This window comes from Salinadaptatus halalkaliphilus (assembly GCF_006543045.1).
In the GTDB taxonomy this organism is placed as follows: Archaea; Halobacteriota; Halobacteria; order Halobacteriales; family Natrialbaceae; genus Salinadaptatus; species Salinadaptatus halalkaliphilus.
The window spans coordinates 1-662 of the sequence record NZ_RBZW01000073.1 but is presented as its reverse complement, the minus strand read 5'-3'; positions in this window follow the sequence as shown (position 1 = coordinate 662).

Here is a 662-nt window from a genome sequence, read left to right as displayed (position 1 = left end):
TCTCGAACCTGCCAATTTCTTCGATATGTTTGTCGCTAATCTCGAGATCCATCGTCTTGATTTCTCTAGAATTGACAGGCAGTTATCGTGAGTGTTATGGCAGGGCAACTCGAACCGTTTCGGAAAAGATGGGGCAGCGATACGTAGCGTCGACAATTCACTCACGTCGATCGGTCATCGGCCTCGACCTGACTGTTTCGGAGGTCGGAAAGCGTCCGGTGCCCGAACTCTGGATGGCACCAGTTTTGTATCCGTTGATTGCAGTTGGTCTCTCTTCTGTTAGTTCGGCTATGAGCTCTTTCGTAAGACCGCTGAAAGAATAGACTTCATCATCGTACTCCCATCGAACGTTGTCACTTCGGCCGGTGTCACCGGTTACTTCTGCAGTCCAGAACGATTCCGACGGATCGTGTTCCCATTCGCTTTCATTTGGTTTCGCGTCCTCATCGAATTCAACGATATCTCCAGTGGCTAGCACCCCACGGTCAAGTAGAACTTCGATAGCCCGTGTTCGCCGATGGGATTCTTGTTGTTTTTCCTGTTTCTCCCGCCGGCGAGTCATATACTCAGTACTTCACAAAGCCGTTAGTTGAGAAGTCCGCTTGGCTGAGTTGTGACCAAACAAACCGAGCCAGCGGACAGTGAAATCCACGAGGACCAAC